This window comes from Desulfogranum mediterraneum DSM 13871 (assembly GCF_000429965.1).
Taxonomy (GTDB): Bacteria; Desulfobacterota; Desulfobulbia; order Desulfobulbales; family Desulfobulbaceae; genus Desulfogranum; species Desulfogranum mediterraneum.
Window position 1 is genome coordinate 387,605 of the sequence record NZ_KE387004.1, and the last position, 25,052, is coordinate 412,656.

The 25,052-nt window shown below is 59.1% G+C and carries 20 protein-coding genes, 1 rRNA gene and 2 riboswitches; of the genes, 13 read left to right on the forward strand and 8 right to left on the reverse strand.

The features are described from left to right. Window positions 1-148 precede the first annotated feature (148 nt). Together G494_RS0116560 and aat are read left to right on the forward strand one after the other, a co-directional pair. Window positions 149-865, forward strand: a complete 717-nt coding sequence (locus G494_RS0116560; protein ID WP_028585404.1) for a phosphoenolpyruvate carboxykinase (ATP) — start codon at window positions 149-151, stop codon at window positions 863-865. Window positions 866-1,727: 862 nt separating this feature from the next. Next, window positions 1,728-2,546 carry a leucyl/phenylalanyl-tRNA--protein transferase gene (gene aat, locus G494_RS24090; protein WP_084457001.1) on the forward strand — a complete coding sequence of 273 codons (819 nt, stop codon included), beginning with the start codon at window positions 1,728-1,730 and terminating at the stop codon, window positions 2,544-2,546. 117 nt (window positions 2,547-2,663) lie between these two features. Here aat and G494_RS0116570 read toward each other — a convergent pair whose 3' ends face one another. Next, window positions 2,664-4,769 (reverse strand): RelA/SpoT family protein, encoded by a 2,106-nt coding sequence (locus tag G494_RS0116570; RefSeq protein ID WP_028585405.1) that lies wholly within the window; start codon window positions 4,767-4,769, stop codon window positions 2,664-2,666. A 290-nt stretch (window positions 4,770-5,059) separates the two neighbouring features. Between G494_RS0116570 and rnr the strand changes: the two genes are divergently transcribed. From rnr to G494_RS24095, 3 genes are all read left to right on the forward strand, one after another. Beyond that, window positions 5,060-7,228 carry a ribonuclease R gene (rnr, locus tag G494_RS0116575; RefSeq protein ID WP_028585406.1) on the forward strand — a complete coding sequence of 723 codons (2,169 nt, stop codon included), beginning with the start codon at window positions 5,060-5,062 and terminating at the stop codon, window positions 7,226-7,228. Window positions 7,229-7,461: 233 nt separating this feature from the next. Beyond that, the gene (locus G494_RS0116580) at window positions 7,462-7,968 is read left to right on the forward strand and encodes a LapA family protein (protein ID WP_028585407.1); all 507 of its coding nucleotides are present in this window, start codon (window positions 7,462-7,464) and stop codon (window positions 7,966-7,968) included. Between the two features lie 143 nt (window positions 7,969-8,111). Then, a complete protein-coding gene (locus G494_RS24095; protein WP_051305789.1) occupies window positions 8,112-8,891 on the forward strand; it encodes an RNA methyltransferase in 780 nt (259 codons plus the stop codon). 53 nt (window positions 8,892-8,944) lie between these two features. On the opposite strand, the gene ribB is transcribed toward G494_RS24095, so the two are convergent. Next, complete coding sequence (gene ribB / locus G494_RS0116590) at window positions 8,945-9,595, reverse strand: 3,4-dihydroxy-2-butanone-4-phosphate synthase (RefSeq protein ID WP_028585408.1); 651 nt, start codon at window positions 9,593-9,595, stop codon at window positions 8,945-8,947. Between the two features lie 107 nt (window positions 9,596-9,702). Then, window positions 9,703-9,847: riboswitch (FMN riboswitch) on the reverse strand. A gap of 345 nt (window positions 9,848-10,192) precedes the next feature. Between ribB and G494_RS0116595 the strand changes: the two genes are divergently transcribed. Next, window positions 10,193-11,071, forward strand: a complete 879-nt coding sequence (locus tag G494_RS0116595) for an NAD(P)-dependent oxidoreductase (protein ID WP_028585409.1) — start codon at window positions 10,193-10,195, stop codon at window positions 11,069-11,071. A gap of 30 nt (window positions 11,072-11,101) precedes the next feature. On the opposite strand, the gene G494_RS0116600 is transcribed toward G494_RS0116595, so the two are convergent. From G494_RS0116600 to G494_RS0116620, 5 genes are all read right to left on the reverse strand, one after another. Next, window positions 11,102-12,154, reverse strand: coding sequence for a methyltransferase (locus tag G494_RS0116600; protein WP_028585410.1), 1,053 nt, complete (start codon window positions 12,152-12,154; stop codon window positions 11,102-11,104). Then, entirely contained in the window at window positions 12,151-13,221 is a 1,071-nt protein-coding gene (gene cobT / locus G494_RS0116605) for a nicotinate-nucleotide--dimethylbenzimidazole phosphoribosyltransferase (RefSeq protein WP_028585411.1), read from the reverse strand. Before cobT ends, G494_RS0116600 begins: the two co-directional genes overlap by 4 nt. Window positions 13,222-13,297: 76 nt before the next feature. After that, on the reverse strand, window positions 13,298-14,647 hold the full coding sequence (thiC, locus tag G494_RS24100; RefSeq protein WP_051305790.1) for a phosphomethylpyrimidine synthase ThiC: 1,350 nt from the start codon (window positions 14,645-14,647) through the stop codon (window positions 13,298-13,300). A gap of 103 nt (window positions 14,648-14,750) precedes the next feature. Next, a riboswitch (cobalamin riboswitch) is annotated at window positions 14,751-14,944 on the reverse strand. A gap of 179 nt (window positions 14,945-15,123) precedes the next feature. Continuing rightward, the gene (locus tag G494_RS0116615) at window positions 15,124-15,771 is read right to left on the reverse strand and encodes an endonuclease III domain-containing protein (protein ID WP_232362586.1); all 648 of its coding nucleotides are present in this window, start codon (window positions 15,769-15,771) and stop codon (window positions 15,124-15,126) included. Between the two features lie 2 nt (window positions 15,772-15,773). Then, window positions 15,774-16,871 carry a 6-phosphofructokinase gene (locus G494_RS0116620; protein ID WP_028585413.1) on the reverse strand — a complete coding sequence of 366 codons (1,098 nt, stop codon included), beginning with the start codon at window positions 16,869-16,871 and terminating at the stop codon, window positions 15,774-15,776. 338 nt (window positions 16,872-17,209) lie between these two features. On the opposite strand from G494_RS0116620, the gene G494_RS0116625 reads away from it, so the two are divergent. From G494_RS0116625 to clpB, 5 genes are all read left to right on the forward strand, one after another. After that, window positions 17,210-18,067, forward strand: a complete 858-nt coding sequence (locus G494_RS0116625; RefSeq protein WP_028585414.1) for a mechanosensitive ion channel family protein — start codon at window positions 17,210-17,212, stop codon at window positions 18,065-18,067. Next, the gene (locus G494_RS0116630; protein ID WP_051305791.1) at window positions 18,067-18,537 is read left to right on the forward strand and encodes a DUF6790 family protein; all 471 of its coding nucleotides are present in this window, start codon (window positions 18,067-18,069) and stop codon (window positions 18,535-18,537) included. The genes G494_RS0116625 and G494_RS0116630 overlap by 1 nt, the downstream gene beginning before the upstream one ends. Before the next feature lie 220 nt (window positions 18,538-18,757). After that, the gene (locus tag G494_RS27480) at window positions 18,758-19,093 is read left to right on the forward strand and encodes an IscA/HesB family protein (RefSeq protein WP_167331685.1); all 336 of its coding nucleotides are present in this window, start codon (window positions 18,758-18,760) and stop codon (window positions 19,091-19,093) included. 344 nt (window positions 19,094-19,437) lie between these two features. Beyond that, window positions 19,438-19,764: an IscA/HesB family protein gene (locus G494_RS27025; protein ID WP_028585417.1), complete on the forward strand. Its 327-nt coding sequence runs from the start codon at window positions 19,438-19,440 to the stop codon at window positions 19,762-19,764. Between the two features lie 355 nt (window positions 19,765-20,119). Further along, window positions 20,120-22,708: an ATP-dependent chaperone ClpB gene (gene clpB, locus G494_RS0116645; protein WP_028585418.1), complete on the forward strand. Its 2,589-nt coding sequence runs from the start codon at window positions 20,120-20,122 to the stop codon at window positions 22,706-22,708. A 39-nt stretch (window positions 22,709-22,747) separates the two neighbouring features. Here clpB and G494_RS0116650 read toward each other — a convergent pair whose 3' ends face one another. Next, complete coding sequence (locus G494_RS0116650; RefSeq protein ID WP_208597702.1) at window positions 22,748-23,803, reverse strand: CNNM domain-containing protein; 1,056 nt, start codon at window positions 23,801-23,803, stop codon at window positions 22,748-22,750. Window positions 23,804-24,188: 385 nt separating this feature from the next. On the opposite strand from G494_RS0116650, the gene G494_RS0116660 reads away from it, so the two are divergent. After that, the gene (locus tag G494_RS0116660; protein WP_028585421.1) at window positions 24,189-24,476 is read left to right on the forward strand and encodes a hypothetical protein; all 288 of its coding nucleotides are present in this window, start codon (window positions 24,189-24,191) and stop codon (window positions 24,474-24,476) included. 502 nt (window positions 24,477-24,978) lie between these two features. Continuing rightward, window positions 24,979-25,052, forward strand: a 16S ribosomal RNA gene (locus G494_RS0116665); the annotation flags it as partial.

Sequence of the window (25,052 nt, forward strand, 5' to 3'; positions counted from 1 at the left end):
CGCGTTATCCGTGACAACGATAAGGAATCTGGTATCTGGAGTTACCACGTAGAGATACGTTATGAAATTTGACTCTACGATTTTTAGCAAGAAATTGTAAATGCAGGAATTTTGTCTTTAAAGTTTCAACAAAAAGAGGACCAGTTAGATGCGTAGAATTATTCTGATGACAGTAACTGTTTTAGCTGTTTTAGAAGGTGTCGCTACACTTTTGTACGGAGGTGGTACTGACGAGTGTACAGCGGCCAAAATAAAGGGAACAGCATTTGTTCAAAGAGCGGAGGGCGAGAGATTCATTTCTACCTTCGAGCTTGATCGTATCAAAAATATGAATCAGTCCCTAATGTGTGAAGGGAATTGCATGAAAGTTGCAGAAAGAATTTCCGACTATCTGAATACAGGTAATTTAGACCGCCTAAAACTTCCTGGTTTTTTCGATAGACTGCGTTTTAAAGAAACATTTTTTTATGCGGATGATGATGGTGCTTATTGGGCCAATCAAGCCGCTAAAGCTGATAAGCTATCAATCCGGGTTTATCAACCAGGGTCGCTGGAAGGTGCGCTTGATGCTCTTAACGAAGGGGGACCAGGTAGCCACGGAATCGTTTTTGGTACTTTGAAATCAACAGCCAAGGTTTCTCCGGTATCTGAGGCTTTGACGGATGCCTATATTAGATTTTCCGGGGGTGGGCACGCGTTCAATCTTGCAGCTGTTGAAGGTGAAAGCGGCACCGAAATAATTGTGCTGGATGGTTATAGCCAGGGAAAGTTTGATAAAGTAATCAAATACTCATCGGCTAAGGACTATTTTGACGAAAATTACGACTACGACATGGGAATGATCTTTTTCCCTCCTGGACAATAGCAGTGCCCTCACAACCAGATAGCAAAAGATATCGAACGCTCTCAAAGTACGATTTCCCGTAAAATACTTCGTAAGACCGGTCTAAGGGGCTATCGGCACAAACAGGCTAATCGTTTGTAATAGTTCACCTGGGTAGTTGGTATAAACTGAGATATACCCACCGATCAGTAGACCGGCGGGATCTAGGGGGTATTGGACTCAGGAAGGATAGCAGGTAGCGATTTTGTCGCAAATGAGGCAGTCACTAATCCGGAAAGGTATATAAAAAAAAGAGGTGGCTTCACTTGTTCAGACAATTTTTCCTGATTGTTAGGTGGAGCCTCTACTCACATTACGCTGCCAGTTCAACTGTTGGCAGCATTACGGCATATGCCTCATTGGACGTTTTCTTTTCTAATTTTGAATGGGGTTTATTGCGGTTATACCAATCAAGATAGCGCATGATTGCGCTTGCGTGCCGCGGCGATGAGTCATTGTCAAATGTGGTGTACGAGGGTCAGGCAGCTTTCCTGTCAGGCTGATCGGTAACTCGTACTCCATCTCTGAACTCCACCCCGCTTATGACCTCTGCTAACTTTGTCTTAAAGGGCCCTCTGTGTGTTACCTCGGGTACGCTTTGTCATTGTTCTACTCCTTTTTGAGCCTACTTCAGGACTCTATAGGTAGCAGATTTTCCAATTAAGGGCTTGTCCGGATTTTTGGCGCCACCTCTGCCCCCCACACAGATAGTTCCAGGCAGGCCTTCGGGCTTGCCTTTTTTGTTGGCAACGGGCAGAATGAGCTGCAGTGAACCTCCACCAGGAACATCCGGCTCCGTAGCGGAACCTGGCCCCTCTCCCTTAGCCCCGGCCCCAGCACCCCCATGCCTGTCTTCCGCCTCACCCAGGAACTGATCTTTCCCCCACCCCAGCTGGCCGAGCCCGAAGGGCTGTTGGCCGTGGGCGGCGACCTCTCGCCGGAGCGGCTGCTGAGCGCCTACCGAAGCGGCATCTTCCCCTGGTACAGCCAGGGCGAGCCCCTGCTCTGGTGGTCGCCGGCCCCCCGGCTGGTCCTCTTTCCCGAGGAGTTCCACCTGCCCAGGCGACTGGCCCGGACCATCCGCCAGGGGCGGTTCAGGCTGACTGCGGATACCGCCTTTTCTGCGGTGATTGCGGCCTGTGCCCGGACCATCCGCCGGGACGAGCCCGGCACCTGGATCACCCCGGAGATGCAGCAGGCCTATATCCGCCTCCATGAGCTGGGTCATGCCCACTCCATCGAGTGCTGGCAAGGGGGGAAACTCGCCGGCGGGCTCTACGGGGTCGCTCTGGACGGGGTCTTTTTCGGGGAGTCCATGTTCACCCGGGTCAGGGATGCATCCAAGGTGGCCCTGGCCCAACTGGTCCACCATGCTCCCGGGCTTGGCCTGGCAGTGATCGACTGCCAGATGACCACCCGGCATTTGCTCGGCTTCGGGGCCAGGGAGGTGGAGAGGGAGGTCTTTCTTTCCCTGCTGGCCCAGCACATCCGCTCCATCCCGGCGCTTCAGGCGGTAGAGGCGGTTCAGGTAGTACAGGCAGTACAGGCGCAAAAAAAATGGCGTCTGTACCTGGGTAAGGAGGGAACCCACAACACAGACGCCTCTCAGGAAGGAATGATCACCACCCGCCCGCTGGCCTCAGGGGAAGGTGGTGACGGCTGAGTGGCTACTCCTGATCACTCAACCCATGGCCAAGGGCTCTTTTCCCTGGCCATGCCTTTAAAATAAGTACCACAACGTGACTGTCAAGATCAAACAAGAGGATCGAGGGGGCCAGGTTCACATCTCAAGCGCAAAGTCATAGCGCAGGGCAGAGCGGGCCAGGTGGCGGTTGAACTTCTTTAAACCGTAGAGGTTGGTCACCGTAAAGTTGATCTCCCAGTCGCCCACCACCGAGGCCGCATGCTCCAGGTAGATGATGTCCACCACCTTCATCTCCTGGGGGGCCACCGAAAGCAGCATGAACAGCCGGTTGCGCGAGACCTTCATGACGATCACCTTCTGGGGCTTCTCTATCCGGGTCTCCTTGAGCTTCCAGCGCACCTCGATGGCGTCTTCCCGCTGGAACTTGATCCGTTGCAGCTGGGCACAGTCTTTGCGATGGAGCGACATCCCCCGTTCACTCAGCAGGCCGATGACCCCCTTGTCCAGGGGCGTGGGCTTACAGCAGGCCGAAGACTTCATCACCACCGGATCCAGGGTGGCCAGGTCCACCCGATTGAAGACCCCGGTGGGTGAGTAGAGGGTCGGCCGGCCCACATAGAGGCCATTGCGGATCTCAAAGATCAGCTCACGCAGCCGGACCCTGCCCAATCCCAACTGGAGGAAGAGGTCGTCCAGGGACTCCAGGTTAAAGTAGGCCAGAATATCCTTCATCCCCGCTTTTTCGATGACCTCAAAGGGGACCCCGTAGCGACGCATCTCCTGATGGAGGATGGAGGAGCCGATCTTGGAGAGCACCTCCTCACGTCGCAGACGAAAGGTCTTGGCCAGTTCCGACCTGGCCCGGGGGGTCTGACATTTTCTCTGGGTATCCCGGTCAAAGTTGACCGGACTCTCCTGACGAAGAATCTTGACCACATTGCCGTCCTTGAGCGGGGCATCCACCCCGGCCTTACGGTTCCTGATCATGGCGCCCACACAGGTATGACCGATGGCCGTGTGGACCCGGAAGGCAAAATCAAGGACAATGGAATTCACCGGCAGACAGATCAGGTCTCCCTGGGGGGTGTAGGTGTAGATCTCCTTGCGGCCTCCGGCGGCGATCAGATCCCGGTAGGAGACCGAGTCTTCACTGCCCAGGATGTCGAACATTTCCTGGATCTCCTTGACAAACCGTCCCCTGGCCTTAGTGTCTGAGGTCCACTCGCGCACCAGGCCACGCTGGGCCCGGCGGGCCATATTCCGGGTACGGATCTTAAACAGATACTTGCGTCCCGCGATATTGGCCCTGGCATGAAGCCCCTGATAGCCGGAAGGCTTGGGGTTGGCAATAAAATCACGGATGGTCCTGGGAATGGGCGGATAGGTCAGATTCAAGGTTCCCAGGGCTGCGTAGCAGTCCTTGCGCTGATTGACCAGCACCAGGATCTCCTGGGGGGTCTCGATCTCCTTAATCAGGATCCGGTTACGGTAATCATAGTAGCCCCACAAGCCCTTGGAACGGAGGGTCAGGGTGCTCTCAATCCCATCGTCGACCAAGCCCTCCCGGACCTTATTGATAATCTCCAGGGCTGCGGGATCGTTCTGGAGCTTGTTGATCTTCTGCTGAAGCTTACTCCCCTGACGCGGGTACTTGTAGGCCAGTGCCAGGTTGTAGAGTTCACGCTTGATATTGAACAAGCCCAGGATGGTGGCCAGGGGCGCATAGATATCCAGGGTCTCGGCTGCGATCTTCTGCCGTTTATGACGGGGCATGGAGGAGAGGGTCCGGAGATTATGGAGCCGGTCGGCCAGCTTGACCAGCATCACCTCCAGCCGGGCCGCAGCTCCGCTGAAGATCTTGCGATGGACCAGTTTCTTAAAGGTCTGGCGATCACCCGAATAGTGGGTCACCTTGGTGCAGCCGTCGACAATGGCCTCCACCGTGGAGCCGAAGTGGTCGCGAATGGTCTCGTTGCTCACCTCTTCCACGTCTTCCACGGTATCGTGCAGCAGGGCTGCCGCCAGGATCTCGGCATCGATGATGTCCAGCTCTTCAGCCAGAATACGGGCAACGCTGCAGGGATGCATGATATAGGGGTCACCGGAACGACGCCACTGATTGCCGTGGGCCTCCAGGGCAAAATCCAGGGCATTCCAAAAGACCCTGGTTTCCGGCCCCTGGCCGATAAAGCCGCGCATCACCTCCTGGTATGCCGGGATATCAAATGTAAAATAGTGCATGGTCCTTGATCTGGCTGCAGCCTTGTTTGGTATTCTTGAGGGAAATCTGGTAGGATGAACACTGCAGTCATCGCCCGCCGGATGACTCCTCATAAGAGACAAAATAACCACCACGAGGCCGGCTTGACCCCTACACCTCCCCACGACGCCTGCAGGGCAGTCTAGCAGATTGGTGGTAGCGAACAAAGACAATTCTCGCCCCACCCTCGTATCCTTTCCGTCTTCAATCCTTAACCCGGACGTCCTCCATGACACACTATAAAAAACGCCGATCAGCTAAAAATAGGGGTATGCATCGATCCAGGGGCCGCAAACAGCAGGCAACGGCAGCCCACTCTCCTCTGGAACAACAACTCATCGCTCTGCTCGCCGGACAACCACAGCCCCTCGCCCTGCCCGAGATCCAGACCGCACTCCGACTCACCCGCCAGGACCGAACCCAGCTGGCCAAGGCCCTTGAGGAGCTGACCAAGGGCAGGACCCTGAAAAAAAAGAATAAACGCTACAGCCTCTCGGACCAGGACCAGTACCTCAAGGCCACCCTGGACCAGACCAGCAAGGGTTTTGGCTTTGCCACTCCCCTGCAGGGGGACAGCCGGGAAAAGGATATCTTCATCCCTTCCCACGAGATGGGCAGTGCGGCCCACGGCGACACCATCCTGGTGGCCGTCACCGGCCGTTCCAGGGGAAGACGGGAGGGCCGGGTGGCCCAGGTTCTTACCCGGGCAGTGACCCGGCTCTGCGGCATCTTCAACGCCAGCGACAAGGGCGGCTTTCTCAGCCCGGACAATCAACGACTTCCCTATACCGTGCGCATTTCCAAGACCGAGAGCAAGGGGGCGGAAGACGGCCTGGCCGTGGTGGTGGAGATCACCGACTTTGGCGGAGATGACCACGGCCCCACAGGGCGGGTCATCGAGATCCTGGGCGATCCCTGGGAGCCTCGGGTGCAGATCCGGATGGCGATCATGGCCCATGAGCTGCACGACTCCTTCCCGGCCAAGGTCCTTGACGAGGCCGAGAGCCTCCAGCCGGTGGAGCGCTGCGACCAGGGCCGCACCGATCTGCGCGCCATCGAGCACGTCACCATCGACGGCGCCGATGCCCGTGACTTTGACGATGCCATCGCGGTCGAGGCCACGGACCAGGGCTATACCCTCCATGTCTCCATCGCAGATGTGGCCCACTACGTGACCCCGGGCTCTGCCATCGACCGTGAGGCCTACGCCCGCGGCACCAGCGTCTACCTGCCGGACCGGGTACTGCCCATGCTGCCGGAACGGCTCTCCAACAACCTCTGCAGCCTGGTCCCCCGGGAGGACCGGCCGGCCTTTACCGCCAGCCTCTTTTTTGACCACCAGGGACACCGAACCGGAGCCCGCTTCTGCAAGAGCCTGATCCGCAGCCGGCAACGCTTCACCTACGCCACGGTCCACCAGCTGCTCTACCTGGAGGACCCGGCCCTGGCCCGGGAGTACCGGGAGCTCCTGCCCATGCTCAAGCAGGCCAAGAAACTGGGCAAACTGCTCTACCGCCAGCGGATGGAGCGGGGCAGCCTGGGATTTAATATCCCGGAAGCCACCATCACCATCGACAAAGACAAGATTAGCTCCATTGCCCTGAGTGAGCGTAACCAGGCCCATCAGCTGATTGAGGAGTGCATGCTTGCGGCCAACGAGGCCGTGGCCGAGACCATGGCCAGGGAAGGGGTGCCGGTGCTCTACCGGATCCACGAAGACCCTGACCCCACCAAGCTGGAAGAATTCCGGGAGGTCTGTAAGACCCTGGGCATGGAACTCCCCAGGGCAGAGCCCTCTCCCCTCTGGTTTGCCGAGATCCTGGCCAGGACCGCCGGTACAGAGGAGGAATACGTGATCAACAATCTCCTGCTCCGCACCATGCAACAGGCCAGATACACCCCCCAGAACGACGGCCACTTTGGCCTGGCTGCCGACTTCTACCTCCACTTCACCTCCCCCATCCGGCGCTACCCGGACCTGATTGCCCACCGCGCCCTGGCGGCCTTTCTTGAGCGCCGCCCCGAGCCCCCCCGACTCCTGCCCGAGGCCACAGGAGCGGGCGCACTGGTCGATGCCGGGGTCCGCCTCTCCCGCTCTGAACGTAAGGCCATCGAGGTGGAACGTGATGTTCGTGCCCGCCTGGCGGTGCTCTTCATGGAGGACAAGGTGGGCCAGATTTTCCCGGCCCTGATCTCCGGGGTCACCTCCTTTGGGATGTTTGTTGAGTTGGAGCAGTGCTTCATCAGCGGTGCCGTGCCCCTGACCAGCATGGAGGATGACTATTATCTCCACGATGGCAAACGGCACCGCCTGATCGGGGAACGGACCAACACCATCCACCGGCTGGGAGACCGGCTGGAAGTGGTCCTGGAGCGGGTGGACCTGCTCAGCAAACGGCTGACCTTCTCCCTGGCTCCTGCCAAGGGTCCGGGTAGCTGAGGAGAGGCAGAGCCCGGCGGCCGACACTCTGGTTTCTCTTGACGAAGCGCGCTATTTCAAATAAAAACCAGCTTGACGGTCCAAGGGAATCAGGAGCCTTGCCCTGTTCTGACTGCAGCCGCCAAACAAAAAAAATGTTCCAGGCTCCCCCCTTTACCGGGGCAGAGGGAGCTGAATCACGCTAACAACGATAGCCAAGCCGCTATCTTTACCGAGCTCGAGGTATACATATCATGGAAGAGACAGGCCTGATCGGCAGCATTATCGGCAACCCTTTTTTACGTGGACTCACCATCGGCCTGCTGGTGGCCCTGATTCTCTGGGTACGAGCAACCCTGAAGATCAGAGAGCTCAACAGCCAGCTGAAGAAACTGCGGGAACACCTCCACACCAAGCTGGAGATCGACTCAGAGGAAAACGAACGCCGTAAGGGTGAGCTGGACAAGATCAAGCAGGAACGCGACAACCTCCGCAACATGGTCCAGGTCGTCAACCAGAAACCGGGACGCCAGGAGCTTCGCCAGACCCAGGTCTACCAGAAGGCCATCGAGATCATGTTTGAAAAATCTCCCGGCTTCGCCCCTGCCTGGCAGATCACCCTCAAGGAGGCGGAAGAAGAGATCAAACAGGCGGAAAAGGGCATTATTCCCTTTTTCAAACGGATGACCACCAGCTCTGCCACGGCCCAAGGTAAACCGGGCAAACGTCACCTGGAACTGGAAGAGTCCACCGGCAACTGAGTGGACCGTTTCTGACCCCGGCACCAGCCAGGCCTGGCCTGGCTGGTGCCGGGGCTGCATCTTTCCCCCTTTTCTCCGCCTCACCGCGCCAGGCCCATCCTTTTCGGCCCTCCGCTGCTGAACCGACCCCCTGCTGAACCATCATGATGAATCATCACGACAAGACCCCGGCCAGGACCGCCATTATCCTGGTCCATCCCAAATACCCGGAAAATATCGGCGCCTCTGCCCGCATCGCCTACAACTTCGGAATCTCCGAGCTGATCGTGGTCAGCGACCGGCCGCCGGATCAGGAACGGATGCTGAAGATGGCCACCCACAAGGCCGCCCACCTGATCCACAACATGCGGCTCTGTGCCACCACCGCCGAAGCGGCCCAGCCCTTTCACTGCATCGTGGCCACCACCGCCAGACAGGGCCGCCATCGTCCCCAGGAGCTCAGCCCCCGTCAGGTGATGACCGAGGTTGCGCCCCTGGCCGGTCAGCAGCACCTTGCCCTGATGTTCGGCCCGGAAAATACCGGCCTGACCAACGAAGATGTCGACCTCTGCCAGTACAGCTCAACCATCCCCACCGACGACTTCTCTTCGCTGAACCTGGCCCAGGCCGTGGCTATCCACTGCTACGAGCTCTACACCGCCAGCCCGCAGCGGCTCACCGCCGACAGAACCCAGGAGTATGCCAACTCCTTTGACCTGGAGGGGATGTACGAGCACATCGAAGAGGCCCTGACCAGGGTCACCTTTCTCCACGAAACCAACCGGATCTACTGGATGCGCAACATTCGTCAGTTTCTAAGCAGGATACGACTGCGGAAAAAAGAGGCCAGCATGATTCGCGGCATCTGCAGGAAGTTTCTCTGGCACAGTGACCAGGAAGTGAAGGGAAAACAGGCCGGGGAGAATCCCCAGCCACGGGACTGAACGCCCCCGGCAGACGCACCGGCGTCTCCTGGGGGCGGAATGGTGCAAAGGATTCAGGCGGCCTTGGCCCCCTCCAGCCTGTACTGGACCAGATCCTCGATGGTGAGCACCACCATCTGCTGCTGCTTGGCAAAGGCGATGATCTCCGGCAGCCTGGCCATGGTGCCGTCCGGGTTGGTCAGCTCACAGAGCACTCCGGAGGATTCCAGCCCGGCCAGTTCCATCAGATCAACGGTGCCCTCGGTGTGGCCGCGCCTGCTGAGCACCCCGCCGGAACGGGCCCGCAGGGGAAAGACATGGCCCGGGTGACAGAGGTCCTCGGGCTTGGCCTGCTCGGCGATGGCGGCCTTGATGGTGGTCACCCGATCGGCGGCCGAGACTCCGGTGGTCACCCCCTCCCTGGCCTCGATGGAGATGGTAAAGGCGGTCTGATTCTGGCTGTTGTTGTTGCTGACCATGGGCGCTAAGCCCAGTTCATCGGCCTTCTCGCCGGTCAGACAGAGGCAGACGATGCCGCTGCACTCCCTGATCATCAGGGCCATCTGCTCGGCGCTCAGATGTTGGGCCGAGTAAATCAGGTCCCCCTCATTTTCCCGATCCTCATCATCCACCAGCAGTACACCCTGGCCTGCCCGCAGGGCGGCAAGGGCTGTTTCGACCCGCTTACGCGAGTCGCCAAAAAGGCTTGTCAAAGACTGATTCATGGTATGTTCTCCTTAGGTGATACCGCTGAACCAGGGCGCATAGGAGCAAAGAACGGTTGCACGAGCGCACGACCGTATCGGCAGGTGGGCGCACAGCACCACCCCCGCGCTATCCTCTCCCATCCGGACTCTAACCGTCGGCTCCGGGATCACACCGGATCTGCTTGACCCTGCCTTGGGCAGGCGCTCGCGGGCTCGTCCCCTGGGGGCATGACCGCCGGTGGGGAATTTCACCCCGCCCTGAGAATAGTGTGCGTACGACCGGACTGCCGTTTATCCCACGGCTCCTGCCATACACACCACAGATGTAGCTCTGCCAGCGGACAGCTCTCTGCTCTCCGGCAGTGACAAAGCGGCTCCCATTGTACCGAAAATAACAGTTCCGTCAAGGAGGAGCTCCCCCTTGGGGCAGATTTCTCAAGATTGTTCGCCCCTGCTGCCGGCCGAAGCGGTTGCCAGCCAGCTGAGAAAACCGCTCTGGTCTGGCTGCGGGATTGCCTCCCTGGCCACTGTTGTGGTATGGGGACGGAGAGAAGCTGTGAGGAGCAGGCGAAAAAGCCCCTCCTTCTTTCAATACTGCCATCAGGAGTCACTGTAATGAATCTACAGGCACAGGAAACCGTGGTGGGGTTTATCGGCATCGGGGTCATGGGCAGGAGCATGGCCTCCCATCTCATGGCGGCCGGCTATCCCCTCAATATCTATAACCGTACCCAAGCCAAGGCGGAAGAACTCCTGGACCGGGGTGCCAGCTGGCGGGAGAGTCCGGCTGCAGTGGCCGCTCACTCGGAGATTATCATCACCATGCTGGGCTATCCCCGAGATGTGGAGGAAGTCTATCTGGGCCCGGAGGGGTTGCTGGCCCACTGCAGGACGGGCAGCGTGGTCATCGACATGACCACCTCCAGCCCTCAGCTGGCCGAGAAGATCGCGGCTGCAGCCCGGCAGGTCGGGATCGCTGCCCTGGATGCCCCGGTCTCGGGCGGGGATATCGGGGCCAGGGAGGGAACGCTCTCCATCATGGTCGGCGGAGAGCGGAACACCTTTGAACAGGTCCGTCCCCTCTTGGCCTGCATGGGAAAAAATATCGTCTTTCAGGGAACAGCCGGCAGTGGCCAGCACTGCAAGATGGCCAACCAGATTGCCATTGCCTCCACCATGATGGGAGTCTGCGAGGCCATGGTCTACGCGGAGAAGGCAGGTTTGACACCCGAGACCGTGCTGGAGAGCATCGCCTCCGGGGCTGCCGGTTCCTGGTCCCTCTCCAACCTGGCACCACGGATGCTGGCCGGCGACCTTGAACCGGGCTTCTATGTCAAACACTTTATCAAGGACATGAACATTGCCCTGGAGTCCAGCGAGGAGATCGGCCTCTCTGCCCAGGGACTGGCCCTGGCCAAGTCCATGTATGATCGGCTGGCCGCAGCAGGCGACGGGGAGTTGGGCACCCAGGCCCTGTACAAGGCGTACCGATAGCCAGGCAAGAGCGCATCTCTCCAACCAAGCTCAACCGGCCAGCCAGCGATCGAGTACCTCCTCTTCCTCGGCCCAGGCAGCCAGGGCAGAGCCTGAGGCCAGTGACCGCCAGCTGCAGGTTCCCGGCCCCATGGCCGCCTGGAGCATCTCCTCGAAGCCGGTCCTGCTGTAGGTCCGGCCGTTATAGGTGTTGAGCATCATGTGGAGGTCATAGAGCCGCCCGGGGCCTGGGCTGTCACGGAAAAAATCATGGATCACCAGGAGTCCGCCTGGGGCAAGCTGTTGCCCGGCCCTGGCCAGGAGTTCTTGGGTCTCTCTCTGCCCCTGGCAGTGGACCACGTTGGAGAGCAGCACCAGCTCCGGGGCCTGATCACCATAAGAGCACCCTGCCAGCCCTCCGCCATCTTCCAGATAGTTGCCGCTGAAAAAACGGAGCCGCTCTCCAAGCGGCTGGAGCTGGGCTGATCGGCGTGCCCGGGCAACCACCTCCGGCAGGTCAAAGAAGAGCCCCTGCCAGCCGGGATGGACCTGGAGAAAGGCCTGGAGAAAGGCCCCTGAACCGGCCCCGATCTCCAGGATGGTACCCCGCTCCGGCGGCCTCAGCCAGGCCCAGAACTCCGGGGCCCGTTCCCTGGCCGCCTCACCCATGGCTCCCAGATAGCGATCCAAGGCCGTCGCCAGCTCCTCCGGACTCTTGTCCCCAGTCGCATGGACCCGGCTGCCCTGCTTCAGGGTGGCCTCCAGGGTCTGCCAGGAACCAATCAACTGCTGTTCAAAGGCCAGGCTTGCCCCCTGATAGCGGCTGGAGCCGCTCCAGAGAAAGGCCCTGGAAAAGGGGCTAAGGTAAAAACGCTCCCCCTCGACCAGGAGCAGTTCCAGGCCGCAGAGCGCCTGGAGCAGCCGCTCCCCCAGCTCCGGATCCCAGCCCAGGTCCCGACAGATCTGCTCCAGGCCGGAGCCCGCCTCGGCGATGAGCTCAAACAGACCGGCATCATGGACCTGGAGCAGGAGAAAGGAGGAACGATAAGCGGTGAGCAGTTCGCTGAAGCCCAGGTACGCGGACTCCCGGGACGGGCCGCTCACCCTGCCTCCTGCTGAGAGTCGACAATCCCGACCTCGCTGAAGGTCTTGATCTCGGCCAGGACCCGGGTTGCCGCCACCATAAGCTGCATGGCCACGGCCGCACCGGTGCCCTCTCCCAGACGAAACTTGAGATCCAGGATCGGCTCCAGGCCGAGATGTTCCAACATAAAGGCGTGGCCCACCTCCACCGAGTTATGGCTGGCAAAGAGATAGGCCCTGGCCGCCGGGACCAGCTCGCAGGCGATCAGGGCCCCGGCGGTGGAGATCAGGCCGTCACAGACCACCGGGATACCGTGGACTGCGGCACCGATCACCAGGCCGGCCAGGCCGCCGATCTCAAAGCCGCCCACCTTGGCCAGGACCTCCAGGGGATCTGCGGGATCAGGTTGGTGGAGGGCAAGTCCCCGACTGATTACCTCCACCTTGCGGGCCAGACCCTGATCATCGAGACCGGTTCCCCGACCGGTCAGCTCGGCCACAGGAATCCCGGAAAAGGCGGCGATCACCGCTGTGGAGGGCGTGGTGTTGGCGATGCCCATGTCACCGGTACCCAGCAGGTCCAGGGGCCCGGCAGCCACCAGCTGATCGACGATCCTGATCCCGGCCTCAACCGCCTGGATGGCCTGCTCCCGGCTCATGGCCGCTTCCCGGCTGAAGTTGGCGGTGCCCCTGGCGACCTTGGCATGGATGATATCCAGCTCAGGTTCAAAGTCATAGTTCACCCCCAGGTCCGCCACCCTGACCCGGGCCCCGGCCTCTTTGGCCAGCACACTGACCGAGGCCCCGCCCTGGACGAAGTTGTAGACCATCTGAGGGGTGACCTCCTGGGGAAAGCAACTCACCCCCTCGGCCACCACCCCGTGATCACCGGCACAGGTGACGATCACCTTTTCCTGCAGCCGAACATCCAGGGTACCGGCGATTGCTGCCAGTCGCGCCGACAGGGTCTCCAGCATGCCCAGGCTGCCCTGGGGACGGGCCTGATCAGCCAGACGCTCGAGGGCCTGTTCATAGACCACCTGGTCCGGCGGCCGGATGGACCCAACTGCCTTTTCTATTCGTTCCATAGTTGTTCTCCATCTCCATGGTGTCCCCTCGGGTGCTGCCCGGGAGCAGCCTCTCCGCGAGGACGACCAGTGCTGCTCACAGGGTGGCAGCCTCTTGTTCCTGGGGAGTATCCTTGGCCGATACCTTGTCACCGGCAATGTCGCCTGCAAAGACCTCCATCCCCTTTTTCATGGCACAGAAGTCACCGCACATGGTGCAGGTCTCCTCGGCCTCGGGGCTGCGTTCCCGGCGAACCTCCCGGGCCCGGTCAGGAAACATCAGGACCTGCTCCAGATCGTCCCAGCGCATGTCCCGCCTGGCCATGGCCGCCTGCTTCTCCTCATCCCGCCGCTGGGGATACTTGGCCACATCACCGATCCGCACCGCCAGTCGGGTGGCCCGGACCCCCTCGCGGACATCCTCCTCATTGGGCAGGGCCAGGTGCTCTGCCGGGGTGATGTAGCAGACCAGGTCCGCCCCGTAGCGAGCCGAATTGGCCGCACCCACGGCAGCGACGATATGGTCGTAGCCGGCGCCGGTATCCAGGGGCAGCGGACCCAACACGTAGTAGGGGGCATTGCCGCTCATCCTTTTTTCCAGCATGATATTGCCCTCGATCTCGTCCAGGGGCACATGGCCCGGCCCCTCCACCATCATCTGGCAGCCCATTTCCCGCCCCAGCTCGGCCAGTTCACAGTTGATGATCATCTCCGCCATCTGGGCCCGATCATGGCTGTCGTGGATGGCACCGGCCCGGATGCCGTTACCCAGGGAGAGAACGGCATCATATTTCTTCATCAGCCCACAGACCCGGTCAAACTGTTCATAGAGGGGGTTTTCCCGACCAGTGGCATCCATCCAGGCCACCATGAAGGTGCCCCCCTTGGAGGCCAGGCCGCCATAGCGAAAGCCCTGCTTGCGCAAGCGCTCGATGGTATACTGGTTGATGCCGCAGTGGATGGCCATGAAGCTGAGGCCATCGGCCAGCTGGGCCTCGATCAGGTCAAAGAGGTACTCCGGGTCCAGACGGGTCGGATTGCGGTAACGGCGGGCGGTCTCCTTAAAGGCCTGGTAGAGGGGGACATTGCCCACCGGCAGGCGGGTGTTGGCCAGTACGGCTCTCCGGATGGCATCCAGGTCACCGCCGGCGGAGAGCTCCATCAGGGTGTCGGCGCCCTCCTCTTCGGCAGCCTTGGCCTTGCGCACCTCGGCCTCCAGGTCGCAGATATCCGAGGAGGTGCCGATGGAGGCATTGACCTTGGTCCGCAGGCCGCTACCGATACCGACCGCCTTCTGAATGCTACGCATGGGGTTATTGGGGATAACGATCTCTCCTGCGGCCACCCCTTGGCGAATACGTTCCGCACTCAGCTCTTCGTCCTGGGCAACGCGTTCCATCTGGGGGGTCGTGATATCTGCTCTGGCGAGCTCGATCTGGGTCTTCATGGGGCTCCTTTTCCTCTTCTTCATGCTTACAGCAGCTCCCAGAACGCAAAAAGGGTTCTGAAAGGCTACTCCAGCCTTTTCAGAACCCTTTACCATCGCGTTCTCTGCATATAACTGTTGTGTACGTCTTCTGACTTCCGGAAACTGCATGAGCCGCGCCTTCCCGGTTCCCGCGGGGAGCCAGTGACTGCCCCGAAGGGCCTGCGGTCCATATTCCGGTTACAGCGATGGGATCGTCACGGACTTACACCGTGTTCCGTTTACACAACCGTCATTGAATACCACTTTTTCGTGGAACAAAAAGAAACCACTAATCCCTGAAAGCGTCAACTTTTTTCCTCCAAGCAGGGGGATTTTTCATCACCATCGCCAGGCTGAGACAAGAACCTCACCACAACAGCAATTTGCGATTACAGGACAAAAAAAAGATACCCCGACAGGACGGCCTCCGCTGAAGGCTCTGTCAAAACCAGGGCTTAAAATCCGTCAAGGGGACAGTGGCTGCAGTCGGGCCTGCTCTTCCGACAGTAGTGTTTGCCGGTCTGCACCAGGAGGGCATGATACTCGCCAAAGAGGTGGAGATCCGCCTCCAGGTGGTCGGTGAACAGTTCTTGGAGCTGATGGTAGCCGCACTCCTCATCGATGAGTTGGTGGCGGCTGAGGATACGGTGGGTATAGGTATCCACGACAAACACCGGATAACGGGCTGCATAGAGCAGGATGGCGTCTGCGGTCTCAGGACCTATGCCCTTGACCCCAAGCAGCTGAAGGCGCAGCTCTTCAAGAGGCTGGCCCAGAAAATGGTCCAGATCCCCCTGACTGACCTCCAGGACGCGGCTGCAGAGGTTATGGAGCCGGGCCGCCTTGAGGTTATGGTAGCCGGCCGGGCGGATATATTCCGCCAGCAGCCCGCTGTCCAGGGCACTCAAGCGCTCCAGGCTGAGGAGGTCCACATCCCTGAGGTTGGCGATGGCCTTTTCCACGTTGTTCCAGTTAGTATTCTGGATGAGGATGGCCCCCACCATCACCTCAAATGGGGTCTCTCCCGGCCACCAGTGCTGGGGCCCGAAGTGACCTGCCAGCAGACGATAAATCGCCCGCAGCTGTTCGCTGATCCCGGCCACGACTATTCCTGAGTGTCGCCCAGACAGATCCCGATCTCGCGGGCAGTCAGGACCTTATCACTGCTCAGGTCGATCTTTTTGCGGCGACAGATGGCATCGGCAATGGGCACCGAGATCATGTGAGGCGGGGTCCAGGCCACCATGTGATCAAAGATCTCGGCTTCGGCCATCCGCACGGCTGCGGCGCCAAAGCGCAGGGCCAGCAGACGGTCAAAGGTGGTGGGCGAGCCGCCCCGCTGGAGATGCCCCAGGACCAGAGAACGGGTATCCTTGCCCAAGCGCTCGCGGATCTCGTTGGCCACCCACTCGCCGATCCCCCCCAGGACAGCCTCCTCCCTTCCCAATTCGCCCTTGCCCTTGGTGATCACCTCGCCATTCTCCGCGGTGGCTCCTTCGGCCACCACCACGATGGAGTAGTGTTTACCATGGAGTTCATTGTCGGCGATCTTCTCGCAGACCGCATCGAGACTAAAGGGGATCTCCGGCACCAGGATCACATCCGCCCCACCGGAAACCCCGGAGTAGAGGGCGATCCAACCGGAGTCACGGCCCATGACCTCCACCACCATCACCCGATCATGGGACTTGGCCGTGGAGTGGAGCTTGTCGATGGCATCGGTGGCCGTGGAGACGGCGGTATCAAAACCAAAGGTCCGGTCCGTCACCTCCAGGTCATTATCGATGGTCTTGGGCACGCCGATGACCGGCATCCCCAACTGGGCAAAACGATGGGCAATCTCCAGGCTGCCGTCACCGCCCACGGCAATATGACAGAGGAAGCCCATCCGCTTGAAGCTGGCCATGATCTTTTCCGAGACATCCACGACCTGGATCTCACCGGCCAGATTCTCCACCGGCATGGCAAAGGGGTTGCCCTTGTTGGTAGAGCCCAGGATGGTACCGCCTATGGGCAGGATCCCCTCAACGCTCTCCGGGGTCAGCCGGATCAGGTCATCCCGGTCCAGCAGTCCGCTGTAACCGGAGCGACTGCCATAGACCTCCCAGCCCTTGCGGGTGGCCGCCTTGACCACCGCAAAGATCACGGCATTCAATCCCGGGGCATCACCGCCGCCGGTGGATATCAAGATTTTCTCTCGCATAATATTTTCCGTACTCGTCAAGAGGAGAGCTGCCCTGCGGGCTGCCCAGGAAATACGACCCCGCTGGTTCTCCAGGGGATCATCAACGGGAGGATATCAGTCAACCACCTCCGCCTAAAAGTGTAGAAAAGAGCTGCCGTTTTGACAACCCCTTTCCACCATTGCCCTCTCTTTCCTGCCCAAGCGGGGCGATCGCGGCCCACTGCGGCAACAACAGAGCAATCCCTTGTTTTCCCTATACCATGGGGATATGATAGCACCATGCCCCTCTTGCCGGCAGCATACTCTGCTCAGCGTTGGACAGAGCCCCTTTCCCCCTCATCAGCCCAGAGGTGCAGATGACAGCCTTGCTCACCCCAGAAAAACTCTTTAAGATGGCCATCATCCTGCTCCTTGGCTACCCCCTGCTCTACCTCCTGGCCAGGCTGGTTGAAGCCAGAGCTGTGGACCACTACAACAGGCACACCGCCAGGCTGCTGAAAAAATCGATCCTCTTCCTCGGTGCCGCCATCCTCAGCGTTGATCTCCTCCGTGAGCTGGACCTGAAGATGACCGCCCTCTTGGGGTCGGCTGGCGTTGCCGGCATGGCCATCGGCTTTGCCTTCAAGACCTCCATCTCCAACATCATCAGCGGGATCTTCATCTCCCTGGAAGCCCCCTTTGGGGTGGGTGATTTCATCGAGGTAGGTGCACAAAAAGGAACGGTTGCAAGTTTTGATCTCCTGGCCGTCAAGGTCTGCTCACCTGAGAACAACTTTATCCGTATTCCCAACGAGCAACTGCTCAACCAGAGCGTCATCAACCACACCCGCTTTCCCGTAAAACGGATCAGTCTGGGGGTCTCCTTTTCCTACAGCAACGACCAGGAGGAGGTGGCAGTACTGCTCCGGAAAGTCATCCAGGCCAACGACTACACCCTTGCCGCCCCTGCCCCCAAGATCACCTTCACGGAATTTGCCGACTCGGCCATCTCCTGCCTGCTCAAGATCTGGGTCAAGACCGAGGATTTCTGGGAGGCAAAAAACAGCCTGGCCCACCAGGTACACCAGGCCTTCCAGGAGGCAGAGATCTCCATGCCCTTCCCCCACCTGACCCTCACCCATGGGGCAGACTCCGGGCCGATTCAAGTCACCCTGGTTGACCACTCTACCCGGGCCGACCAGCTGCCCGTCACCCCCAGCCAGGAGGAGTCCTGATGGCTCTCCGTCAACAGACCATCTGCAGCATGCTGGAAGGAGCGCGCTGGCTCTCCGCCGTCATCGGCATCCAGCTCAGCTACTACTTCGGCAACTCAGCTGCTGAACAACTCCACCTCCTCTCCGGCTGGCTGGTGATCCCCATTGCCGGTTTGTCCGGGATCGAGTCGCTGTTGCTGGCAGAGACCGCCGGCCGACTTTCCGGCTACGGCACCAGTCCCTACCAACGCCAGTCTGGCCTCAACAACCTGGCCCTGGCCCTCACCGGCATTGCCGTCTACCTCTTCAACTGGGGGAGCACAGCCGAGCTGACCATACTTACCACCTTGCTTCTTTTTCTCTTCTTATCAGGATGTAATCACGCCTGGTCCTTTTTGCGGGAAGGCAACCTGGCCGGGAAAAATATGGCCAGGCCCCTGCTGACCCTGGTACTGATCGCCTCCTGTCTGCCGATTCTGATCAAGCTTTAAAACAGACAGAGGCACCGTTTTTCCTGGCAGAGAGCCTTTCATCTTTGCCCGTTCTATGGTAGATGGCGTATCAGCCTGGATGAGCGAAATTCCCGGGGGAACCCTTCGCTCCTCCTTGCCGTGGCATTGACTTTACCTGGAGCCAGCCTTACCATTTAGGAGCAAAGTCAGTACACCTTCCCCTGAGGGGAGTTTAAGAACGAACACCTAGGAGGTATGAATGTTTGAAGTAACAGAGTCAGCTTTACAAAATCTTAAATCGTATCTGGAGCAGAATAAAATCGATTCTGCCATTCGCATCGCCCTGATGCAGGGCGGCTGAGCCGGCCCCTCTCTGGGATTGGCTCTGGATGAGCCAAAAGATAACGATAAGACCTTTGAAGAAGATACCCTCAAATTCTTGGTTGAAGAAAGCTTATTAACCTCCTGTGGAGCGATAAAAGTTGATTACATGGAAGCAGGATACCGTTCCGGCTTCTCCATAACCTCAACCAACCCGGTTGGCGGTGGCGGTGGCTGCAGCTCCGGATCCTGTTCTTCGGGATCCTGCGGCTGATAACAACAGTCGCGTAGTGACAAGCCTCTGCCTTCGGGCAGGGGCTTTTTTTATGTCCATAGCACACCCTCCTGAATTTCCGGATCTCCTCTTCAGCGGCCAGGTCTTATCCGCCAGTGCAGTTACGCCATCAGGAAAAGGCTCCTCCAAGGCAGCCTGCCTCCTCCTGGCGAACCCAAAGATTCCCAGAGGCGGGCAAGAAGAGAAGTTGAGGCTCCATGGCCGGCGGCGATCCTGCCGCAGCCGTTGTCTTCAGCCCCTGTCAGCCAACCACCATAAAAGCCCTACCGACGTACCTATTGAGCAGGGCCCTACCATTTCCCCAGAACAAACAGGAGAACCCCATGTTTGAAATTACCCCAAGCGCCCTGGAAAACCTCAGCGCCTACCTGAAGGACAACAACACAGAGTCAGCCATCCGGGTGGCTGCCATGCAGGGCGGCTGCTCAGGGCCCACCCTGGGACTGGCCCTCGACCAGATCAGTGATAACGATCAGGTCTTTACAGAGGGCCAGCTCCAGTTCCTGGTGGAGAAAGAACTCCTGGCCGCCTGCGGAACGATCAAGGTTGAATTCATTGAGGCGGGAAGCCGTTCAGGCTTTGCCATCAGCTCCACTCACCCCCTGCCCGGCGGCGGCTGCAGCTCCTGCGCCGGCGGTTCCTGCGGCTGATCACCAGCCCCCTTCCCAGACAGGCCTCTGCTCCAGGCAGGGCCTGTCCGGGCTCCAGGGATCGTAACCTGGATAACGGGCGCCAACCTGCCAAATTCTTGACACCTCCTCTTTTATCCTTATTTTCTTGGCTACCTGAGAACAGGGTTCCTTGAAGAATGAGATTTTTCGATCCAGCTCAAGGCGCACGATACATTGTACCCCGGGCAGATCGTTGCTATTCCGAGGGTACCCCCTGAGCGCAACGCTGTGACTGGAAGGATTAGCAGCTTTTCAAGCGAGTCAACAAAAGAGCACTGCCCGACATCCGGGCCTTCATGCCCCTCTGAGACGGCAACCATAAGGAGAGAGCCCAATGCAACTGGATAAATTCACCCTCAAGTCCCAGGAGGCCATCCAGACGGCCCAAAACCTGGCCCAGAACAACCATAACCAGGAGATCCAGCCCGAACATCTGCTCAAGGCCATCCTGGAACAACCAGAAGGGGTGGTGGTCCCGGTCATCCAGAAGATAGGAATAACTCCCGCCAGCGTGCTCCACGAGACCAATCAGCTCATCGCAGCCCTGCCCCAGGTACAGGGAGCCGCCGCCAACCAGTCCTATGCCTCGGCCAGCCTCCGGACCCTCCTGGAGCATGCCTTTAAGACCGCTGCCGAGATGCAGGACGAGTATGTTTCCCTGGAACACCTCTTCCTGACCATGCTGGCCGAGAGGAGCCTCAAGGTCACCGCCATGCTCAACCGGCAGGGCATCAGCAGGGAGGCCTTCCTCCAGGCCCTGAGCACGGTCCGGGGCAGTCAACGGGTCACCGATCCCTATCCCGAAGAAAAGTACCAGGCCCTGGAAAAGTACGCCCGCAACCTGACCGATGTGGCCCGCCAGGAAAAGCTGGACCCGGTCATCGGCCGGGACGAAGAGATCCGGCGGATCATCCAGGTCCTTTCCCGGCGCACCAAAAACAATCCAGTGCTCATCGGCGAACCCGGGGTCGGCAAGACCGCCATCGTCGAGGGCTTGGCCCAACGAATCGTCAACGGCGACATCCCCTCCACCCTGGAGGGCAAGCAGGTAATCTGCCTGGACCTCGGCGCCCTGGTTGCCGGGGCCAAGTATCGGGGCGAATTTGAGGATCGCCTCAAGGCGGTCTTAAAGGAGGTGGAGCAACGGGCCGGCGAAATCATCCTCTTCATCGACGAGATTCACACCCTGGTCGGTGCCGGGGCTGCCGAAGGCTCCATGGACGCCTCCAACATGCTCAAGCCGGCCCTGGCTCGGGGAGAACTCCACTGTGTGGGTGCCACCACCCTGGACGAGTACCGAAAATACATCGAAAAGGATGCCGCCTTTGAGCGCCGCTTCCAGCCGGTCCTGGTCCAGGAGCCCAGCGAAGAGGATACCATCGCCATCCTCCGGGGCATCAAGGAAAAGTATGAGGTTCACCATGGGGTCCGGATCCAGGACGCAGCCACGGTGGCAGCCGTGACCCTCTCCAGTCGCTACATCACCGACCGATTCCTGCCTGACAAGGCCATTGACCTGATCGATGAGGCCGCCTCGCTGCTTCGGATCGAAATCGACTCCATGCCCACGGAGATCGACCAGCTGGAACGAAGGAAGATCAAGCTGGAGATCGAGCAGGAGGCCCTGAAGAAGGAGACCGACCAGGCCAGCAAGGAGCGCTTGGAGACCCTGAAAAAATCACTGGCCAACCTGGAGGACACCCTCAAGGGCCTGAAGGGTCAGTGGAGCCTGGAACATGATACCATCCAGACCATCAGCACCATTAAAAGCAAGATCGACGAGGCCAGGATGGAGGAACAGCGGGCAGAACGCAGCGGTGACCTGAGCAAGGTGGCTGAAATCCGCTATGGCCAGATTGTCCAGCTGGAAAAGGAACTGGCAGCTGCCGAAGAGAAGCTGGCAGAGATCCAGCTCGACCAGCAGGTACTCAAGGAGGAGGTGACGGCCGAAGAGATCGCCACGGTGGTGGCCCGCTGGACCGGCATCCCGGTGGACAAGTTGCTGGAGGGGGAAAAGGAGAAGCTGGTCCAGGCCGAGACCATGCTCGGCTCGCGGGTGATCGGCCAGCAAGAGGCCATCACCGCGGTGGCCAATGCGGTCCGCAGGGCCAGGGCCGGGCTCCAGGACCCTGACCGTCCCCTGGGCTCCTTTATCTTCCTGGGTCCCACCGGGGTGGGCAAGACCGAGCTGGCCCGCTCCCTGGCAGACTTTCTCTTTGATTCGGAAAATGCCATGATCCGGATCGACATGTCGGAATACATGGAGAAGCATTCGGTGGCCAGGCTCATCGGTGCCCCTCCCGGCTATGTGGGCTACGATGAGGGAGGCCTGCTCACCGAGGCGGTGCGGCGGCGTCCCTATGCGGTGATCCTCTTGGATGAGATAGAGAAGGCCCATCCCGATGTCTTCAATGTCCTGCTCCAGGTCCTTGATGACGGCCGGATGACCGACGGTAAGGGCAGGACCGTGGACTTCAAGAACACCATCCTGATCATGACCTCCAACCTGGGCAGCCATATTATCATGGAGATGCAACAGAGTGACCCGCTGGAGATGCAGCAGCAGATCGACGACCTGCTCCACCGCCAGTTCCGTCCCGAATTCCTCAACCGGGTGGACGAGATCATCACCTTCCACAGCTTGAACAAGGAGGACCTGCTCCAGATCGTGGCCCTCCAGATCCAACGGATGAAAAAACGGCTCCATGAGCAGAAGTATGAGATCTCCCTCACCCCGGAGGCCGCCCATTTCCTGGTGGAGGCTGGCTACAACCCCGCCTTTGGGGCCAGACCCCTGAAACGGGCCATCCAGCGCCACATAGAGGATCCCCTGGCCATGGAGATCCTGGATGGGACTTTCAACCAGGGAGACCAGATCCAGGTGGACAGCCAGGGAAGCAGGCTGACCTTCAGCAAAGGCTAGACCCTGCCAGGCCTGTCCTTTGCCGGCAAAGGACAGGCCTCAGCCAAGATCGACCATAAGGCCCTCATGCTGTTTTGCCCGCTGCTGCCACTGTTTACGTGCCAGGGCCTGCATATCTTCCACCGTATCCACCTCGTCGACGATCTCCAGGCCGATCAGGGTTTCAATCACATCCTCCATGGTGACCACCCCTTGGGTGCTGCCGTACTCATCGACCACCAGCGCAATATGGGCGGCCTCGTTCATCAACCGCTCAAAGAGATCATGGACCGACAACTCCCCATCCACGGTAAGCAGGGGGCGACTGAAGGTGGCCAGGGTATCTTCGGGCCTCGTGTGGGCGGCTTGCAGCAACTCCTGCTTAAGGACAAAACCCTCCATCTGATCCAGTCCGTCGCTGTAGAGTGGAATCCGGGAAAATGGAGGAGGCGTATCAAGTTCCAGCAGTTCAGCCAGGCGAACACTCCGTTCCAGGGCAAAAACCACGGTACGGGGCGTCATGATATCCCGGGTACGGAGTTCGCGAATGACAAAGAGGTTCGTCAGGATCCTGGATTCATAACGATGGAAGAGCCCCTCCCTGTCGGCATGATCTGCCAGGGCAATGAACTCTTCCCGCTGAATGCCCTGGGGCTTTTTCCCTCGGGTCAGCAGACGGGTGAGCCCCTCGGCCATCTTGACCAGCGGCCACATCAGCCAGAGGGTCAGCTTGAGCAGGAGCGCTACAGGGCCGGCCAGTTGTCGCCAGTAGGCGGCTCCAAGGGTCTTGGGAATAATCTCGGAGAGCACCAGGATCAGCAGGGTTAAGACCGCGGAGATGACCCCCAGGTAGGCCTCGCCAAAGACTTTGGCAGCCTGCGCTCCCGCCCCGGCAGCACCTACGGTATGGGCAATGGTGTTGAGGCTGAGGATAGCTGCCAGGGGTTGATCGACCTGGTCTTTATACGCCTTCAGGCGGACGGCCAGGGGAGGATCATCTTTTTCCAGCCTGGCGAGGTAGGAAGAGGAGATGGAGAGCAGCACCGCCTCCATGATGGAACAGAGAAAGGATACCCCCAGGGCCAGGGCCACGTACAGGAACAAGAGCGTCATCATTCACCTAAGAGAGAATTTGGCTTCACGACTTAACATCAGACGATAAGAGCAGAAACAGGCACCATATCTTGCCACGCTCACAGGATTTCAGCAAGAGCCTCTGGAGATCGGCATGCCAGGGAATGGGCAGGAAAAAAAATCACCACCCTTGGTTCAGGCCGAGCCCTTGGCAATGCAGAGATACGCTTCGCTCAAAAAAATGAACCACAGGCAGGTGCAGAAAAATGGATCCAGGATATTGAGAACAAGGTCAATTATAGTTATGATCTGACAGATCAACAGGCCACAGCCCCTTGGGGGCGAGAACAAAGCACCCAGGGCAGCCATCCGGGAAAACATTCCCCCAACCATCAATCAACAGCATCCATAAACAGAGGGAGCAACCATGGCAGCAGATGTAGAAGAGCTGACAATCCAGTATGAAGAGGAAGGCCAGGTAATCGTCAAGGAACTGGACAAGGAGATCCTTACCAAGGGGGCCTGGACCACGATCATGTTCCGGTACCAGGATCTCAATCGTACCAGCGGTGAGTTTGGTCCGGACAAATATTCCATCCGCAGATACCAGAAACGCAACGGCCAGTATCTGCCAAAATCAAAATTCAACATCTCCAGTGCAGCACAGGCCGGCAAGATCATCGCCACCCTGAGCAAGTGGACCTCCGAAGAATAAGGCTCTCTTCAGGACGATACCCGCTTGAACATCGCTTTACCTTAAACAACAGGAGAACCTTCGGTTGCCTGCTGCGCCACCCTGCTCCGGGCTCAAAAAACAGAGAAAAGCCCCTTCTCTGTTTTTCCTGTTGACAGTCTGGCCAGAGTCATGTAGTTTCCCGCCTCGTTGCTGCAGCAGAGATCATCTGCGGGCAACAAAACGAGGGCAGCTGAAAGAAAAAGATTGACAGCAGCTCTCAGGCAGTGTAAAAACTGCCACCCCGGAGTCATGAGCAACACGGCGGCCGGGGAAAACGACACGCAGCGCAAACAAAACGTTTGACAGCGAGTCGGAAACAAGGTAGACTGCGTTTCTGCCGGCCGGAACAACAACCGGCAACAGCGTGCCGCTACCGGCGCGATCTTGATCTTTGACAACTGAACAGTAAACGAGCGGGCCAAAGTAACATTTGGTTTGAGAAGTAAACAAGTCCAATCGATTTGTGATTGGTCAGGATATTAAACTGGAGAGTTTGATCCTGGCTCAGAACGAACGCTGGCGGCGTGCTTAACACATGCAAGTCGAACGAGAAAG